This is a genomic window from Streptomyces sp. NPDC046925 (genome assembly GCF_040644915.1).
Lineage (GTDB): Bacteria > Actinomycetota > Actinomycetes > Streptomycetales > Streptomycetaceae > Streptomyces.
This window is the reverse complement of the sequence record NZ_JBEYWZ010000002.1, coordinates 480,609-496,174: the sequence shown is the minus strand read 5'-3', so window position 1 is coordinate 496,174 and position 15,566 is coordinate 480,609. Positions and strand designations below refer to the sequence as shown.

The window sequence follows — 15,566 nt, the reverse complement described above, 5'->3', positions numbered from 1 at the left end:
CGGGCAGGGGCTGCGTCAGCTCTCGGTGGCGGGGCGCAGGACGACGGGCAGTTCCCGGTGCCCGTTGGAGATGAAGGACTCCGCGGGGCTCAGGGCGGAGGCCGGGACGGCGAGGGTGAGATCCGGGAAGCGGGTGAACAGCGCCCGGAGCGCGGTCTCGGCCTCCATGCGGGCCAGGGCCGCGCCGAGGCAGACGTGGACGCCGTGGCCGAAAGCGAGATGGGTCTTGCTGACCCGCGTCAGGTCGAACGTCTCGGCGCTCGCGCCGTGCAGGTCGGGGTGGCGGCCCGCTGCCGCGTAGGAGGCGAGGATGGCCTCGCCCTGGCGGATGACGAGTCCCTGCTCCAGCGTGATGTCCTCGATGGCGTACCGCATCGGCAGGTGCGCGACGGGCGCCTCGTAGCGCAGGGTCTCTTCGACGACGTCCGCCCAGGTGCTCTTGCCCGCGCGTACGAGGGCGAGTTGTTCGGGGTGGGTGAGCAGCGCGGCGATGGCCTGGTCGAGGAGGTTGACGGTGGTTTCGTAGCCCGCGCTGATCACGAGGAGGAGCGTGTCGAGGAGTTCCTGCTCGGTCAGCGCGGAGCCGTCGTCGTCCCGGGTGGCGATGAGCACGGAGGTCATGTCCTCGCCGGGCTCCGCGCGCTTGGACGCGACCAGGTCGGCCATGATCGCGTACACCTCCCGGGTGTTCGCTGCGGCCTCTTCGAGGCTGAGCGTGGTGTCGAAGACCCGGTCGACGGTACGGCGGAAGTTGGGCTTGGAGTGCTCGGGGAGCCCCATGAGTTCACTGATGACCCGGATCGGCAGCGGATAGGCGAACCGCTCGCGCAGGTCGGTGGGCTCTCCGGCGGGAATGGCGGCGAACTCGTCGAGCAGCGTCTGGGATATCTCCTCGATGCGCGGCTGCAGGGCGGCGATACGGCGCGCGGTGAACGCCGGGGCGACCAGCCGCCGCAGCCGCCGGTGGTCGCCTCCGAAGGCCGTGAACATGTTGTCGACGGCCACCCAAAGGGCCAGCGGCCAGGTGCCGAGGATCTTGTCGGGGAACAGCGGCCAGTGCTGCCGGGGATCCTTGGAGACACGCGGGTCGGTGAGGAGCTGTTTGAGCAGAGCCGGGTCGGTCACCGCCCACGCTTCGACGCCCAGGACGTCGACACGGGCGGCCGGGCCGCGCGAGCGCAATTCGGCATCTTCGGCGTGCCGGTCGCTGCCGGCGGCGTCCAGGACAAGGATGGGCGGCTGGGTCATGTGGGGGCTCCCTGGGACTGGAGTAAAAGGGACAACAGGCGTCGCTGCGGTCGGGCAACCGGCCGAGCGTGGAGCTGAGTTGTGAAGGCTCGGCAGGGCAAGGGCAAGCACAGGCCAGACTAGTGGCCGACACCCCGCCTGCCAGGGGTTTTTACCATCCGGAAGCCCAACCGCCGCTCCCGGCGCGCCTGTTGGACAAGGCGCCTTGCGCTAGGGTGGCGCCCATGCGGATCGGTGTGAACGTCCCCAACTTCGGGCCCGGGACGAATCCGGATCACCTCGCTCGCTGGGCCGCGACCGTGGAGGGCCTCGGCTTCGATCTGCTGATGATGTCCGATCATGTGGCGATCACGCCGGATGTCGCCGAGCAGTACCCCGCGCCCTTCTACGAACCCTTCACCACGCTGGCCTGGATGGCCGGAATCACGTCCCGGATCAAGCTGGGGACGACGGTGCTCATCACCCCCTACCGGCACCCTTTGCTGATCGCCCGCATGGCCGCCAACTTGCATGAACTCAGCGGCGGACGGCTGGTCCTGGGGGTGGGGGTCGGCTGGGCCCGCGAGGAATTCGAGGCCCTCGGTGTCCCTTTCGAACGGCGTGGCGCGCTGACCGACGACTGCCTGCGGACGCTGCGCACCGCCTGGCAGAACGACGCCGACTACCGGTCGGGACAGATTCCGGTCTGGATCGGCGGGAACAGTGACGCGGCCATACGCCGGGCCGTGCGGTTCGGTGCTCCGTGGCATCCGCTGCGGTTCACGATGCCGTGGTTCAGGGACGCGCTGGAGCGACTGCAGGGCATGGCCTCCCAACTCGCGCTGCCCGTACCGGGTCTGGCGCCGCGGATTCGCCTCAGGCTCACGGACAAACCCGTCGACCGTGCGGATCGCCGGGCCGGAGAAGGCACCCTCGAGCAGTTTCTGGAGGACGTCGAGGAACTGCGCGTGGCCGGCGCCGAGAGCGTGCTGCTCGACCCGTACCACGGCGATCCGGCCGAGACGCTGCGGCCCGAGGCGGCCTGGCAGGCCCTGGCCACCGTGGCCGCACACCGGACCTAGCTCGACAGGCATCTCTCCGGCACCCCTCAAGCATCACTCCGGCACCTCTATAGAGACGGAGCAGCAGTGGCACCTCACGACCACGACCTCCCGGGATCCGACCCCGCTCCCGCCGCCGAAGTCGGCCAGGGCGATCTGCCCCACCTGCGCCGCTGCATCGAGCTGGCGGCCGAGGCGCTGGAGGACGGCGACCTGCCGTTCGGGTCCGTGCTCGTCGACGCGGACGGCCGCGTCAGGGCCGAGGACCGCAACCGCGAGATCACCACCAACGACCCAACAGCCCACCCGGAGTTCGCGCTCGCCCGGTGGGCCGCGGCGCACCTGACCCCCAGGGAGCGAGCCGCGGCGACCGTATACACCTCGGGCGAGCACTGCCCGATGTGCGCGGCCGCACACGGATGGGTCGGCCTGGGCCGCATCGTGTATGCGAGCTCGTCCCGGCAGGCCAGGGAGTGGAAGGCCGAGTGGGGTGTGCCCCTCACCTCCCCGCTGAGTCCGCTGACCATCCGGGAGGTCGTACCCGGCCTGGAGGTGGCCGGTCCGGTGCCCGAACTGGCAGCACAAGTCAAGGAGTTGCAGTGGCGGCGCCTCCGTATGAAGAAGAGCGCATCCGACTGACGGCGCCTCAGTCGAGGGCCCGGCAGCGAGGTGCGCTGCCGGGCCCCGGCTCGTTCCCGCACGGTCGCCAGGCCGGACGGCCGGGCCGTGCGGGATCAGACCATGAACTGGTCGTACTTGGCCATGTGCTCGCGCAGCTCTTCCATGCTGGGATTGCGTCCGTTGGCCGTCAGGCGTCCCAGGCCGCGGAAGTAGTCCTCCCGGTCGTAGATCGGGTAGAACATGATCAGCAGCGTGGCGTCCTCGGTGCCCCGGTTGGTGAACCCGTGCGGCTCGCCCTTGGGGATGTAGGCGAAGGCGCCCGGCTCGCCGACCACCTTGCGGTCGCCGATGGTGAACTCGATCTCGCCCTTGACCACGTAGAACATCTCGGTGGACTGCTTGTGGATGTGCGGGGACGCTCCCTTGGCCTCCGGAGCCATGTGGTGCTCGAAGAAGCCGAACTCCCCGTTGGACTCGGGCGTGGTGAGCTTCAGATACGTCCTCTTGGTGTCCCGGATGTCGACGTATTCGCCTTCACCGGCGGGGACATACAGCGGAACGGACATGGTTCCCTCCTCGGGTGATGTGCAAGTGGACGACCCGCTCACCGGTCAGGTGCGCGGGGGCGATCACGCGGCTTCGGCCAGGGCCGCGTCCTGCTGCGGACGGCGGTCGGCCTGTGCCTGCGCCCACCGGCCGATGGCCGGGGCCGCGAGGCCGCAGAGGGCGAACAGCGCGGCCAGGACGACCCAGCCGACGGTGCCGGTGGTGATGACCAGGCCGATCACGAGCGGTGCGGCGATCTGCTGGACGGCCACGCCGAGCCAGAAGACCGAGAGATAGACGCCCTCTTGGCCGGGCGCCGCCAGCAGATAGGACCCGCCCCAGCCACCGGCGGACTGGAACAGCTCACCGGCGGTCAGCGCGACCATGGCGAGGAGCAGCACGCCGACAGCCAGGACGACGGGCGGCTTCGGCGCCGCGACGAGCAGCAGGCAGCACAGGGTGAGGGACATGCCCGCCCGCACCAGCGCCCGCGCCGACCCGGCGATGGTTTCGGTGCCGCGGCTCGCGCGGACCTGGAGGGCGACCGCCAGCACGGTGTTGACCGCCACCAGGGGCGAGATCACCGCGGCCGGGGCCTTGGTGTGTTCGACGATCCACAGCGGTATGCCGATGCTCAGCAGGGTCATGTGCATGGTGAGCACCGCGTTGATCCCGGTGAACGACAGGAACGGACCGTCCCGCAGTGCGGCGACCGAGAAGCGGCGGCGCAGGCTCTTCGCCGGCTTGCTGAGCACCGGCAGCCGGTAGGCCAGGGTCGCGAGGACGGCGAACGAGGCGGCGTTGAGCAGCAGGATCGCGCCGTAGCCGACGCGGGTGTCGATCAGCAGGCCGACGCCGCCCAGCAGGGCGCCGACGGTGAAGCCGACGTTGCGCAGCGAGCGCAGGACCGCGACCACCCTGACCCGGTCGTCGGTGGCCGTCACCTGTCCGACCAGGGCCTGTTCCATCGGCGCCGCCGCCTTGTCGACGAGGCCGAGCAGGCACACCACCGTCAGGAACTCCCAGAGGTTCTGCACGAAGGGATAGAGCAGGAAGCAGCCGCAGCGCCACAGGCTCACCCCGACCAGGACCTTCTTGGGTCCGATCCGATCGGCCAGGATGCCGATCGGGACCGCCGTGGCCAGGGCGATCGCGGCGGACAGGGTCAGGCCCAGACTCAGCTCGCCCACCGACAGGCCCACGGACCGGGTGATGAAGGGCACGGACACGGCAAGGAAGGCACCGGTGCCGACGGCGTCGATCATCGCCATCACGGACAGCCGGATGCCGACCGGCCCGCCGGGCACGGACGTGCGCCAGCCGCGAACGCGCTGCCAGAGAACAGACATCTGCTGCTTCCTCAATCCGTGGAGGCCCGGGGGCCCGTGGTGATGCGGACGGCGGCGTCCGCGGCCAGGACGCGGCGGCGCGTGGTGTCCGCGTCGGGACCGGTCGCGATGACATGCCCGGCGCGATCCCAGGAGGACGCCCACGCCCGGACCTCCTGGCCGGCCTCGACGTCGACCTCCGCGGCCTCCACGCCGGGCAGGGCGAGCGCCGCGTCGGTCCCGGCGACCTGCGTCACGGTGCCCGGCTCGGCGGCCAGGAAGCGGATCGCCGATGTCTGCCGGGCGGTGCGGGGCAGGGTGACCGGGCGGCCGGCCAGCAGGTCGATGAGGGTCAGGCGGATGCGCGTGCCGTAGGCCAGGTCGTTCAGGTCGATCAAGTAGTCGCCGGGGCAGCGTCCCGCGCACTCCACCAGGGTCGGACCCGAGTCGGTCAGGATCCACTCGGCGTGCAGGATGCCGGTGCGGTAGCCGGTCGCCGCGACGAGCGCGCGCATGGCCCCCTCGAAGGCGGCCTGCGTGTCCCGGTCGAGCGGCGCGGGCAGCAGGTGGCCCAGTTCGACGGGGTAGGGCCCCGGTATCACCGTCTTGGCCGTGACGTTGTGGAAGATGATCTCGCCCTGGCGCACCAGCGCCTCGACGCTGAACTCGGGCCCTCGCAGGCGCTCTTCGGCCAGGAAACGCCACGTCAGGTGCCGGTCGGGCACCTGCTCGTACTCGGCGGCCGATGAGGTGCGCTCCCAGGCCTCGGCCGCGGAGGCGGCATCGACCGTGTCGAGGAGCTGTACGCCGACGCTCGCCTGCCGGTTGGCGGGCTTGACCACCACGGGTCCGTCACCGGCGAAGTCCAGCAGGTCGGCGGGACCGTGGATCTCGCGCCAGCGCGGATTGCGCACCCCGCCCGCGTCGCAGGCCTCGCGCAGCCGGACCTTGTCCCGCAGTGCCTGCGCGGCCTGTTCGGTGGCGCCCGGAAGGCCGAGCTTCTCGGCCAGGGCGGCGGCAGCGGGCACCGCGTACTCCAGGCCGGGCACCACGGCGGCCACCGGGCGCCGGGCCTCCAGATCGGCCGCCAGATCGAGGGCGCCGGCGGACTGCTGGTAGCTGACCGGCACGATCCGCTCCAGGCAGCCGAAGCGGGCGGCCGCGTCCTGCAGCCCGCGTTTGCGGATGATGTCGGGCTCTTCGAGCACCACGACGGACCCGCGCGCGACACTTCCGTCGATGGCGCGCAGATAGGCCGCGTTGTAGCCGACGAACACCACCTGCGCCTCGGTGTCGGGCGTGGTCATGGCCACCTTCGGGTGGGTCATGGCGACCTCCTGGACGTGGGTGAGGAGTACTGCACGGTCGATGCCTTTCTGCGGTGCGCGGGATGGGCGCGGGACGGTGCCGCCGCCGGTTCGGGTGTGCCGGCGGCCCGGCCGTCCGCGCGTACGGGTGTGCCGTCGATGACGAGTTCGAGGGCGTCGAGCACCTCGGCGCACCGGCGGCCTGCCTGATCGGGTGTGGCGCCCGAGACGATGACGTGCCCGTGGCGGCCCTTGGAGTCGCGGACCTCCTCCACGGTGTCGCCCGGGCGCAGCCGCAGGGTCAACTCATCGACGTAGGGCAGCTTCCGGACCTTCTCCAGACCGCGGATCGAGTCGATACGCCCGGGCGGGAAGGTGAAGAACCGCACGGCGGCCGTCGCCGTGGGCTGCGGCACCTCGGCCGGTGAGCCCGCTAGACCGGCGAAGACGGCCTGCTCGATGTCGAGGCCGCAGGCCAGCTCGACGAGCCTCGGGATCCGGTCGCCGCCGAGCCGGGGCTGCGACTCGACGATGCGCGGACCGCGCGTCGTCCAGATGACCTCGGTGTGCGCGGGGCCGAAGCGGTATCCGCACAGGGTGAGGAAGCGGGCGGTCAGTTCCTCGATGGCGTGCCTGCGATGCGCGGCGAGCGGCGCCGGATGGACGTGCCCCACCTCCACGAACAGCGGGGGAGCGCCGAGCAGTTTCTCGGTGATGCCGACGATCTGGTGGTGGCCGTCCTGACTGAGCGTCTCCACGCTGTACTCGGGGCCGCGCAGATACTCCTCGACCAGGAACGGCCCGTCATAGCCGTAGGCGTCGACGAGGTCGGTCCAGGCCACCCGGTCGTGTGCCCGCTGCCACAGGAACACGCCCCGGCTGCCGGCGAGGGCGGCCGGCTTGACGACCGCCGGAAGCCCCACCCGCTCGACGGCGCCCGGCACGTCGCGCCGGGTGGGTACCGCCTCGAAGGACACCGGGGACAGGCCGTGCCGCGCGAGCAGATCACGCATCGCGTGCTTGTCGGCCAGGAAACGGATCGCGGCCGACGAGTTGACCTCGGCGTGCAGCTCTTCGGCCACCTCGTGGGCGGCGACCATCGTCTCCTCCCGGCCGATGTGGTAGATCACCGAGGCGCGGTGCTCGCGGGCCGTCTCGCGGATGGTGCGCCGCAGCAGCTCCACGTCCCCGAAGTCCGCCGTCACGAACACGTCCGCCAGGGCGCGTACGTCCGCGAGATACTCCGGCGTCTGTAATTGCGGGTCCCAGATCGCACCGACCCAGAACCCCCGGGCCTGCGCCTTTTGTACGAACTGGCGGTAGGGCATCACCATCAGCAGGCGCGGCCGGTCGTCGTCGGGGGGCAGGCCCGTGGCGGGCGCGGGCGCCGTCATCGGGCACCGCCGGGCGTACTCTCGCGGCCCAGCAGGCTCAAGTAGCGCTCGCCGGTGTCGGGCAGCAGGGTCACGATGCGCCGGCCCCGGTAGTGCGGGCGGGCGGCCAGGACGCCGCAGGCGTGGACGGCCGCGCCGCCCGAGACACCGGCCATCAGGCCGGCGTGCGCTGCCAGCCGCCGGGTGGTGTCCAGGGCGTCCGCGTCGGAAACCGTGATCACCTCGTCGATGAGGCTTTGCTGCGTGGTCGGCGCGATGAAGCCGCCGTTGAAGCCCGGGATGCCGTGCGTGCCGGGCTTGCCGCCGGACAGCAGGGGCGAGCCAGCGGGCTCCACCGCCACGATCCGCACTGCGGGGTGACTTTCGCGCAGATAGCGCCCCGCGCCACTGAGCGTACCGCCGGTTCCCACTCCGCAGACGAACACGTCGATACGGCCGTCGGCGTCGTTCCAGATCTCGGGGCCGGTGGTCTCGTAGTGCGCCCGGGTGTTGTCGGGGTTGTCGTGCTGGCGGCAGAACCACGAGCCGGGAGTCTGCCGGTGCAGTTCCCCGGCCTTGTCCACGGCCGCCTGGTAGCCGCCGGTGTGCGGGGTGCGCACCACCTCGGCGCCCAGCGAGCGCAGCATGGCCACCCGCTCGGGGGTCGCGTTGTCCGGCAGCACGATGAGGCAGCGATAGCCGCGGTCGGCCGCGAGCGCGGCCAGCGAGATGCCGGTGTTGCCCGAGGTCGCCTCGATCACCGTGCCGTCGCCCGGGGTGAGCAGCCCCCGCTGTTCGGCGCCGCTCAGCATCGCGCGGGCGGCCCGGTCCTTGCTGCTCGACCAGGGGTTGAACAGCTCCAGCTTCGCCAGGACCTCGGCATCGGCCGGGGCGCCGTCCATGACCCGGTCCATCGGCAGCCGCAGCAGCGGGGTGCCGCCGATCAGGTCGACGAGGGAGTTCGCGACCGGACGCCGGGAGACCGGCTCGGTGCGGATGCCGATCTCCTGAACGGCGGCCTCCGCGGTGCGTGCCGCGAGCTCGGCGGTCTCGGCCACCGCGAGCACATGGCCCGCCCGGTCGCCGTTACGGCGCAACTCCCGCACCACGGAACCCGCCTTGGGCTTGACCACGACCTCCTCGACGCCGGGCAGCGCGGCGGCCCGCTGGTGGCCGGTGACCGACACCACCCGGCCGGGCTGTGCGGTCAGATAGCGGATGGCGGCACCGGCGACCGGCCGCGGCGGCAGGGCGGGCACGGGCAGCGGCTGGCCCAGGTACTGACGGGCCACCAGCTCCAGGGACTTGATGCCAAGGGCCCGGTCCACGAGGTAGGTGATCTTCCCGCCGGCGGGCCGCGGGTTGATCTCGATGAGCTTGGGGCCGGACGCGGTCACCTTCACCTCGACATGGGCCATGCCCAGGTCGAAGCCGACCGCGCGCAGCGCCTGGACCGCCACGTCGCCGCAGGCCTGTACGAGGGACGCGGGCAGACGGGAGGGGAAGGTGTGGGCCAGCTCGACGAAGTAGCCCAGGCCGACGACCGACTTGTCGGTCACCCCGAACACCTCGTAGCGGTCGCCGTCGGCAAGGACCTCCACACTGACCTCGGGGCCGCTGAGATACTCCTCGACCATCAGCTCGTGGTAGCGGGCCTGGCCGCGGGTGTTCTCGGCGCGGGACTGGATCAGGGCGACGTGCTCGCCCGCCTGCTCGGCGGTGTCCACCAGGCGGACGTCCGCGCTGCTGGTCTCGTCGGCGGGCTTGACCACACAGGGCAGGCCGATCTCCGCCGCGGCCTTGGCCGCCTCGGCGGGCGTACCCACCGTGCGGAACGCCGGTATGGGCACGCCGAGTTCGGCGCAGCGGCGGCGCATCAGAGCCTTGTTGCGCGCGGTGGCCACGCCGTCGACGCTGACGGTGGGCAGCCCCAGGTGGACGGCGATCTCGGCGGCCACGACCACGTCGTACTCGGCCAGGGTCAGGAACGCGTCGAAGGGCTGCTTGTCCCCGGCCGCCTCGACGTGCGGCAGGAGCTCCTCGTAGACGTTCGTCTCGCAGTGCACGATGTCGTCGACGTAGCGCTCGAAGTACTCGGGGCCGCCCGGTACGGCGAGGTAGCGGTCCAGGTCGCGGGTGAAGAAGGTGACGCGGCAGTCGAGTTCCTTGATGATCTGCAGGCCCTCGAAGCCGGATCCGGAAAGATTGCTCTCCAGGACTCCGACGTGAATCATCTGTGCCTCCGTTGCGATGCCGGCGCACGGCCGGGCTGTGATGGATGAACTGCGGGCGGGGAGCTGGTGCTCACCAGCACCCGGAGGTGGCCAGGGTGCGCAGCAGCTGCTCCGACTGCGCGCGTTCCGCGGCCGACAGGGGTACGACGACGCCGGCCGCGGGAGCGGACACCCGGGCCCGCGGCGGCACATCGCCCAGGACGAGCGAACCGGCGCCGACCAGCGCGTCGTCCCCGACGGTGACGGGACCGAGCACGATCGCGTTGGTGCCGAGCACCACCCGGTCGCCGACGACGGGGTGGCGCCTCGCGCCGGGCTCCCGGCGTTCGTCGCGCCACCAGCCGACCGCGCCGAGAGTGACCTGGTGGAAGATCGTGACGTCGTCGCCGATCTCCGCGGTCTCCCCGATGACCACGGCGGCCCCGTGGTCGACGAACACGCGCCGGCCCAGGCGTGCACCGGGATGGATCTCGATGCCCCCGGTCACCGCGCGCGCCAGGTAGGCCAGGATCCGCGCGAGTTGCCGGTGGCCGCGCCGGTAGAGGACGTGCGCGGTGCGGTGGGCCCACAGGGCCGGCAGGGCGGGGTGCAGCAGCGCCTCGGCGCGGGTGCGGATCGACGGGTCCCGCGTGACGATCATGGCGAGGTCCTCCCGTACCCGGGTGATCACATTGCGCATGGGGTCCTCCGCCTCAGTAGTCGGGACTCTTGACGAGATGGCCGGGGTCTTCGACGATCTCCGGGATGTAGACCCGTTCGTTCCACGCGTCCTGCGCCACGGGTTCGAGCGCGATGGAGACGACGCCTTCGTCGACGGAGAAGGCCGTCCTGACCGCGCTGGTGATCGCGTCCACCAGGGCCGATATCTGGGTCTCTTCGAGGTTGTTCGGGAAGTGCTTGATGTTGACGTGCGGCACTGGGATGACCTTCCTGTGGAGTCGTGCGGCCCGGACGGCGGTGACGAGTTCGTCCACCCCGTTCTCGCGCAGCAATGCGTAGTGATCGGCCTGCAGACGGCTGATCCGGGGAGGCGTGCTGGACAGGGCGTGGCCCTGGTCGATGAAGGAGGGCTGGTCGCCCGCTGCCCGCAGCACGGTCACCGGGGCGGTGAGCCGGTGCCCGGTGTGCCCGGCCAGGTCGTCGGGCGCGTACTCGAACAGGAACGTCTGACGCACCACACCGACGATCCGGCGCACCAGGTCGCGTTCCAGATGCTCGAACTTGTCGCAGATGCAGGCGACGAAGGAGTCCTCGTCGTGCGTCGACGCCAGGCACGCGGCGACGGCCGACGGTTCCAGGCTCGCGGCGAACACGGAGTAGAGGATCGAGACGAAGGCGGGGTCGGTGAAGCTGACCGTCGCCGCGGCGGGCCCCTCGGCGCCGACCTCCACGGGCGGCTTGCCGGGGGCGAGGAGGATCACCTCGTCGACCGTCTCCCCGGCCAGTTCCAGCTGCCGGGCCGTCTCGAAGGCGACGCGGGCCCCGAAGGAGTAACCCCACAGCGTGTACGGGCCGGTGGGCTGGACCTGACGGACGAGTTCGATGTCCTTGGCGACCATTTCCTCGAACGTCGCGTAGGCGCGCTCGCCCGGATTGATGCCGTAGGCCTGCACGCCCAGGAACGGGCGTTCAAGACCGAGACGGCCGGCGAGGAGCCGCAGGCTCATGGGGTAGCCGCCCAGGCCCGGCCAGCAGAAGACGGGCCGGCCGCCGTCCGCGCCGCGCAGCCGCACCAGGCGGGACAGCGCGGTGGCGGGCGCACGGTCCACGAGCCGGGCAAGACCGGCCACGGTCGGTGCGTCGAAGAGGACTTGCAGCGGCAGCGAACTGCCCAGCTCCCGGTTGATCCGGCCGACCAGGTTGACCGCGGTCAGCGAGTGGCCGCCGACGGCGAAGAAGTTGTCCCGGATCGACACCCGCTCCTGGCGCAGCACCGTGCGCCACAGCGCGGCGATGGCCTCCTCGGTGGGGGTACGCGGCGAGACGACCGGCGCGTCGGCGTCGTCGACGGCGGCCTGGTCCAGCTCCCGCAGCGCCTGGTGGTCGATCTTGCCGTTGGGCGTGAGCGGGAAGGAGTCGAGGACGGTGACCCGGTTGGGCACCATGTACGGCGGCAGCGACTCGGCGAGGTTGTCCTTGACGATCTCGGCCGGGCCCCGCATGTGCACGGAGTCCTCCTTCATGCCCTCGCTGAGCCGCTGCTCCGCGCTGATCCGGCCGCCGACGGCGAAGTAGGAGGCCGTGCCCGGACCGTGTGCGCTCTCCTGCGCGGAACCCAGAAGGGCGTTGATGCGCCGGGCCGAGGACAGCGGGTTGCCGGTCTCCGAGCTGTAGCCGGAGGACATCAGCCCCAGACCCAGGTCGTTCAGCTGCAGTCGCTGCAGCTCCCGGCCGAGGTCCACGTAGCGCTGCCACGGCGCGCTCGCGCCGCCGATCATGCTGATGCCGAAGCTGGAGCGTGCGTAGACCTCCTGGTTGATGGCGATGACGTCCTGCTTGCGGATCAGGTCGTCGGACACCCGCACCAGATCCCCGTCGCGGTAGCGGTACTGGCCCTCGGGCAGATCGGCGATCCGGCCGGGGTGGGCCTGCACGTACAGGTCGACCGGGTCGGGCGCGACCGCCGCGGCGGCCGTCCGCACCTCGTAGGTGCCCAGGTAGTGGTCCTCGTCGGGGCAGTGCAGGGCGGCCTTGATGCCCGGCTCGTCCGCGCGGGCGCCGACGCGCAGCCCGTACTCGGGCAGCACATGGTCGAACAGGCCCAGCATGTGGCCCGCTTCGAAGCGCAGGACTTCCTGGATGTTGTTCTGGTAGACCGGCTCGATGGCCGAGCGGCGCCCGACGAAGTGGAGGCGCAGCCCGGGCGGTCCCGCGGGAGCGGGGCTGATCAGGGTGAGCCGGTGGCTGACCGGGTGGTAGTAGTAGTGGCCCGCTTCCAGGCCGGCGATGCCGGACAGCTCCAGGTAGAGCTGGGTGGCGTACAGCGAGCCGGGTGAGGCGTAGCCGTACTTGGGCAGCAGGCGCTCCCCGCTGGGGAACTGGCCGAAGTAGCGCAGCAGGGAGCCGAGTTCGTCCAGGCTCAGGGTGCCGGGGTCGCGGGGCGCGGCGCCTGGCCGTGCCGGCCGGGCGAGCAGGGCCAGGAGGTCGTCGCGGGTGACGGGGCCGCCTTCGTAGAACCGGTAGGTCTTACGGGCGAACACCGTGCGCCGCTGCACGGCCGTCGGCGCCTGGCCGGGCAGCTCTACGAAGCCGAGGCCCTCGTCGTCGCGGGTGCCCAGATTGCCCAGCTGCGCCTTGAGCTGGAGCCGGCTCTGCTTGGACTGGTGGTGGGCGCCGTGGTTGCCCTGGTCCATCAGCGCGGCCCGTGCGGGGTCGAGTTCGACGAAGGCGACGAGGTTGGCGCCGGTCCGGGTGTCGTCGCGTACCAGGACGACGGCGGACTTGACCCAGTCGTGCTTCTCGACGGACACCTTGATCTCGTCCAGCTCGACGCGGAAGCCGCGCAGTTTGACCTGGCTGTCGGTGCGGCCGAGGAACTGTACGGTGCCGTCGTCGTTCCGGCGGGCCAGGTCGCCGGTGCGGTAGAGGCGGGTGGAGCGGGGCTCGCCGGTGGTGGAGCGGGGCTCGCCGGTGAAGGGCTGGGTGACGAATCGCTCGGCGGTCAGCTCCGCGTTGTTGAGGTAGCCGCGGGCCAACTGCGGCCCGGCTATGTACAGTTCGCCGGACTCTCCCGGCGCGACCGGCCGGCGTGCGGTGTCCAGGATGTGGAAGCTCATGCCGCGCACCGGCCGGCCGATGGAGATGTGGTCCGGGCCCTGCTGGACGGTGCTGCGGTCCACGCGGTGGGACGAGGCGTTGATGGTGCACTCGCTCGGCCCGTACAGATTGATCAGCTCGCAGCCCGGCAGCGCGTCCAACAGCTCGACGGACAGGTTCTTGGTGAGTGCTTCGCCGCCGCTGAAGACCTGGGTGAGCGAGGTGCAGTCGGACAGCCGTCCGGTGTCGGCGAGCGCCTGAAGCAGTGTCGGCACGCCCTGGAGGGTGGTCACGCCGTGCGCAAGGATCAGGTCGATGAGCCCGCCGGGGTCGGCGTAGACGCCCGGTTCGCTCATCACCACGCTTGCGCCGCAGGCGGGCGCGAGGATCTCCCACTGGGCGGCGTCGAAACTCAGCGGCGTCTTCTGCAGCACCGTCTTCGTACGGTCCAGGCCCTGTTCGTCGGCCATCCAGCGCATCTGGTGGACGATGCTGCGGTGCTCGACCCCGATGCCCTTCGGGTTGCCCGTGCTGCCGGAGGTGTAGATGACGTAGGCGAGGTCGTCGGCGCGTACGTGCGCGGGGGCCGGTGAACTCGGCGCGTCGGCAAGGGTGTCCGGCTCTGCCGCCGTCTGCGGACCCGTCTCCTGGCGGGTGTGCGCCGGGGCCACGGTGACGATCTTCGTCTCGGGCGGGGTCATCGCGGCGAGGCGGGAGACCAGGGACTCGTCGGTCAGGATGACCTTGGTCCGGGAGTCCGCGACCATGTAGCGCACGCGCTCGTCCGGATACTCGGGCGACAGCGGCAGATAGGCCGCGCCCGCGCGCAGGATGCCCCAGACGCTCACCATGAGGTCGACGGAAGGCTGCATGAAGATGCCGACGGGTTCATCGGCCGTGGCACCGAGGTGCCGCAGTCGGTCCGCCGTTTCTCCGCTCCCCTCATCGAGTTGCTGAAAAGTCAGTCTCTCCGCGCCGCAGGAGACGGCGATACGGTCGGGCTGGGCGGCTACGGCCGCGCTCAGCATGTCTGACAGGGACAATTCCTTGGGCCCCATGGGGTTCGTCATCATTCTCTGACCTGGAATCCGTTAACTGTCGGGTGCGTCACAGGAAAGGCTTCGATGAAGCATGATGAAGCCCGGACCGAAAAAGGTCGTGCCGAAAGGGCAGCGTAAATCGACCGTCGGCCTTTTACCGTCGTGCGAGAACAGTCAGGGAGCGCTGGAAATGAAAATGCCGTGACGGAACGCGGTGCTCGGGCTCGGTCCCGGCCGGAAAGCGCTCAGGCGCGCATCGGGTGCATGCCGTGCAAGCCGTGCATGACATGCGGCGATGGGCGTTCGCCTGCGACGAAGGGGCGGAACGCGAGTCTGTGCGCGGCGCCCCTGTCAGCGCTGAGAAGGCGTCAACAGCGTGGAACTATGAGCTGGGTCACCTTAAGATGTTTCCCAAACATACCTTTACACTCTCCCCGTTTTGACCGGCCGGTCGGCGATCACGTGGTCCGGACCATCGGGTCCGACGGTGAATTCCGATACCGGCGGGTCGTTTCTTTCTAGGCGCTCACACTAAATGCTGAGAACAGGCCTTGTAAAACATTAATTCTGTTACAAAACTCGCGGGTTGGCCTGACTCCGCAAGGTGCGAATGGTCGATCGGCATCCGGTTTGCGTCTGCTTGACGATCGGGAGTGTGCGCGTGCTGGCGAAACGGGCGGCGCGCTTTACAGATGTCAGCTTCCGGCAAGTGGTGGCCAGTTGGCCGAAAAAGTGGGTTGACTTGCCGCTGAGAGTCGTGAACAACCGTCACTCTCAACTCAATACGTGCATTGAGTACGTGTTTTCCCGGGCTGTGAAACAGCGCCGCGGGGCGAGGGTGAGACCTGGAGGGGGTGCGGGCGCCGGTCGGAGGCGTGGTGCGGCAGGCCGTTCGGCTCCGGGCGGCCTGCCGGACCTGTTGGGGGTGGGCGGGGCGCTGACCTGGGTGAACGGTGATCGATTGCCAACATGCCGATTGATCGGGGGAGTTGGGCTACCGGGAGGCGGGTACCGTTGGCCGTACTGCCGGATGTGTCCGGCCGCACACCGTGACGCCGCGCACAGCTACGCTA

10 protein-coding genes and 1 pseudogene are annotated in these 15,566 nt (G+C 70.5%); 2 read left to right on the top strand and 9 right to left on the bottom strand.

Annotated elements, in window-relative coordinates:
• Positions 1-15 precede the first annotated feature (15 nt).
• On the bottom strand, positions 16-1,248 hold the full coding sequence (locus ABZ906_RS08615) for a cytochrome P450 (RefSeq protein ID WP_361379221.1): 1,233 nt from the start codon (positions 1,246-1,248) through the stop codon (positions 16-18).
• Between the two features lie 224 nt (positions 1,249-1,472).
• Here ABZ906_RS08615 and ABZ906_RS08610 point away from each other — a divergent pair, with 224 nt between their 5' ends.
• Together ABZ906_RS08610 and ABZ906_RS08605 are read left to right on the top strand one after the other, a co-directional pair.
• A complete protein-coding gene (locus tag ABZ906_RS08610) occupies positions 1,473-2,309 on the top strand; it encodes an LLM class flavin-dependent oxidoreductase (RefSeq protein ID WP_361379218.1) in 837 nt (278 codons plus the stop codon).
• A 135-nt stretch (positions 2,310-2,444) separates the two neighbouring features.
• Positions 2,445-2,927: a nucleoside deaminase gene (locus ABZ906_RS08605; RefSeq protein ID WP_361381332.1), complete on the top strand. Its 483-nt coding sequence runs from the start codon at positions 2,445-2,447 to the stop codon at positions 2,925-2,927.
• Positions 2,928-3,022: 95 nt separating this feature from the next.
• Here the strand turns inward: ABZ906_RS08605 and ABZ906_RS08600 are convergent, their stop codons facing one another.
• The 8 genes and pseudogenes from ABZ906_RS08600 to ABZ906_RS08565 form a co-directional block, all read right to left on the bottom strand.
• Complete coding sequence (locus tag ABZ906_RS08600) at positions 3,023-3,475, bottom strand: cupin domain-containing protein (protein ID WP_361379215.1); 453 nt, start codon at positions 3,473-3,475, stop codon at positions 3,023-3,025.
• Between the two features lie 63 nt (positions 3,476-3,538).
• Positions 3,539-4,804: an MFS transporter gene (locus ABZ906_RS08595; RefSeq protein WP_361379212.1), complete on the bottom strand. Its 1,266-nt coding sequence runs from the start codon at positions 4,802-4,804 to the stop codon at positions 3,539-3,541.
• An 11-nt stretch (positions 4,805-4,815) separates the two neighbouring features.
• Complete coding sequence (locus ABZ906_RS08590; protein WP_361379209.1) at positions 4,816-6,111, bottom strand: ATP-grasp domain-containing protein; 1,296 nt, start codon at positions 6,109-6,111, stop codon at positions 4,816-4,818.
• Positions 6,108-7,484: an ATP-grasp domain-containing protein gene (locus ABZ906_RS08585; protein ID WP_361379206.1), complete on the bottom strand. Its 1,377-nt coding sequence runs from the start codon at positions 7,482-7,484 to the stop codon at positions 6,108-6,110. The genes ABZ906_RS08590 and ABZ906_RS08585 overlap by 4 nt, the downstream gene beginning before the upstream one ends.
• Entirely contained in the window at positions 7,481-8,467 is a 987-nt protein-coding gene (locus ABZ906_RS08580) for a cysteine synthase family protein (protein ID WP_361381329.1), read from the bottom strand. Before ABZ906_RS08580 ends, ABZ906_RS08585 begins: the two co-directional genes overlap by 4 nt.
• Positions 8,462-9,697 (bottom strand): annotated as a pseudogene (locus ABZ906_RS08575) (ATP-grasp domain-containing protein); the annotation flags it as partial. The gene ABZ906_RS08580 and the pseudogene ABZ906_RS08575, both read right to left, overlap by 6 nt.
• A gap of 70 nt (positions 9,698-9,767) precedes the next feature.
• Complete coding sequence (epsC, locus tag ABZ906_RS08570) at positions 9,768-10,376, bottom strand: serine O-acetyltransferase EpsC (RefSeq protein WP_361190180.1); 609 nt, start codon at positions 10,374-10,376, stop codon at positions 9,768-9,770.
• 13 nt (positions 10,377-10,389) lie between these two features.
• Entirely contained in the window at positions 10,390-14,496 is a 4,107-nt protein-coding gene (locus ABZ906_RS08565) for an amino acid adenylation domain-containing protein (RefSeq protein ID WP_361379203.1), read from the bottom strand.
• Between the last annotated feature and the right edge of the window lie 1,070 nt (positions 14,497-15,566).

Coding starts and splice junctions, on each gene's coding strand:
- ABZ906_RS08595 (WP_361379212.1), bottom strand. CDS start 4,804: ATGTCTGTTCTCTGGCAGCGCGTTCGCGGCTGGCGCACGTCCGTGCCC.
- ABZ906_RS08615 (WP_361379221.1), bottom strand. CDS start 1,248: ATGACCCAGCCGCCCATCCTTGTCCTGGACGCCGCCGGCAGCGACCGG.
- ABZ906_RS08590 (WP_361379209.1), bottom strand. CDS start 6,111: ATGACCCACCCGAAGGTGGCCATGACCACGCCCGACACCGAGGCGCAG.
- epsC (WP_361190180.1), bottom strand. CDS start 10,376: ATGCGCAATGTGATCACCCGGGTACGGGAGGACCTCGCCATGATCGTC.
- ABZ906_RS08600 (WP_361379215.1), bottom strand. CDS start 3,475: ATGTCCGTTCCGCTGTATGTCCCCGCCGGTGAAGGCGAATACGTCGAC.
- ABZ906_RS08610 (WP_361379218.1), top strand. CDS start 1,473: ATGCGGATCGGTGTGAACGTCCCCAACTTCGGGCCCGGGACGAATCCG.
- ABZ906_RS08585 (WP_361379206.1), bottom strand. CDS start 7,484: ATGACGGCGCCCGCGCCCGCCACGGGCCTGCCCCCCGACGACGACCGG.